General features: G+C 71.7%; 4 protein-coding genes. 2 read left to right on the top strand and 2 right to left on the bottom strand.

The features are described from left to right. Nucleotides 1-438 (bottom strand): creatininase family protein (locus tag VB737_RS06985; RefSeq protein WP_500312200.1); only part of this gene is annotated, 438 nt, incomplete at its 3' end. On the opposite strand from VB737_RS06985, the gene VB737_RS06980 reads away from it, so the two are divergent. Further along, nucleotides 428-805 carry a DUF6679 family protein gene (locus VB737_RS06980; protein ID WP_500312199.1) on the top strand — a complete coding sequence of 126 codons (378 nt, stop codon included), beginning with the start codon at nt 428-430 and terminating at the stop codon, nt 803-805. The two genes, VB737_RS06985 and VB737_RS06980, sit on opposite strands and share 11 nt — an antisense overlap. 32 nt (nt 806-837) lie before the next feature. Here VB737_RS06980 and VB737_RS06975 read toward each other — a convergent pair whose 3' ends face one another. Further along, the gene (locus tag VB737_RS06975; RefSeq protein ID WP_015109478.1) at nt 838-975 is read right to left on the bottom strand and encodes a DUF8629 family protein; all 138 of its coding nucleotides are present in this window, start codon (nt 973-975) and stop codon (nt 838-840) included. A gap of 147 nt (nt 976-1,122) precedes the next feature. On the opposite strand from VB737_RS06975, the gene VB737_RS06970 reads away from it, so the two are divergent. Beyond that, nucleotides 1,123-1,376 (top strand): DNA-3-methyladenine glycosylase (locus tag VB737_RS06970; protein WP_500312198.1); only part of this gene is annotated, 254 nt, incomplete at its 3' end.

The raw sequence follows: 1,376 nt of genomic DNA, 5'->3' as shown, positions 1-1,376 counted from the left end.
GCCGTAGGCCTGGGCGAAGGCGGCCCGGGCGGTGGCGATGTTGCCGCCATGGCCGTTGATCACGTAGATGCGCTCGAAGCCGTGGCGCGCCAGCGAGAGCACCACGTCATGAAGCACGGCCAGCAGGGTGGAGGGCTGCAGGCTGATGGTGCCGGCGAAGCCCAGATGGTGCTCGGCCATGCCGAAGGCCTGGGCGGGGGTCACCAGCACCCCGGTGCGGCGCCCCACCTCCAGGGCCACCGCCTCGGCGGTGAGGGCGTCGGTGCCGATGGCGCCGGTGGGCCCGTGCTGCTCGGTGGACCCCAGCGGCACGATCACCCCCCGGCAGCGGCTGAGGTAGTCCTCCACCTCGGGCCAGCTGCGCAGTTGCAGCCGGATCGCCTCGGTGCTGGCGACGGGGCCCGGAACCGTGCCGGGGCCTGGGGCGGTGCTGGGCATCGATCGGGTCATGGTGAACATGGCGGCCGGCGCCGTGCTGCCTAGGATCGACCCTATCCGCGGCGTCACGATGCTGCATCGCAAGCTCGACCGATTTCGCCTGGAGCAGCGACCGGTCTGGGTCTACCTGCTGGACCAGCAGCGCTGGATCGAGCGGGCCCTGGTGGTGGAGATCGAGGGCGATCTGGTCACCCTCCGCTACGACGACGAGGACGGCGACGAACGCCACAGCTGGGAGGAAAGCGTCCGGCTGGCCTCGATCGGGGCCGTCAGCACCCGGCTGGCCTCGGTGAGCCGCTCCGCCGATGCCGACGACCTGCCCACCACCGGCGACTGCCCCGAGGCCGAGCGTCTGGGGAGTTCCTGATTCCTGGCTCGACGGCCGCCGGCTGGCAGGTCTCAGTGGGCGGTGCCGTTGCCGTCGTAGTCGTCGGTGTCGTAGTAGCCGCCCTTGGTGCCGAAGAACAGGGTGGTCAGCACGAACAGGCCGCTGACGGCCAGCAGGACGGTGCCGAGGTTGAAGCTGGCGGTTTCCATGGTTGATCCGTTGATCGGCGAGCCCCTGGCGACGCAGGGCTGCCCCCACTGTGGCCCTGCTCCGCCCCACCGGCGCGCCGAGGGTCACCACGGTTCGCTTCCCCGCACCATTGCGCTTCCGTGCACCATTCCCCGGCGGTGCCGCCCGTGAACGCCGCGGAAGCTGTCGCCCTCCCCCCGCCCTTCTTCGCCCGCCCCGCCGAGCTGGTGGCCCCGGAGCTGATCGGCTGCCTGCTGCTGCGGCGCCTGCCGTCGGGCGCCCTGCTGTGGGGCGTGATCGTCGAGACCGAGGCCTACTGCCAGAGCGAGCCGGCCTGCCACGGCCACCGCCGCCGCTCCGCCAGCAACGACACCCTGTTCGGCGAGCCCGGCCGCTTCTACGTGTACCTGACCTACGGCGT

The organism is Synechococcus sp. BA-120 BA3, from assembly GCF_034931285.1.
GTDB lineage: Bacteria > Cyanobacteriota > Cyanobacteriia > PCC-6307 > Cyanobiaceae > Cyanobium.
This window is presented reverse-complemented; position numbering and strand designations above follow the sequence as displayed.

Excerpts from the sequence above, each read along its gene's own strand:
- VB737_RS06975 (WP_015109478.1), bottom strand. The coding sequence starts at position 975 with ATGGAAACCGCCAGCTTCAACCTCGGCACCGTCCTGCTGGCCGTCAGC.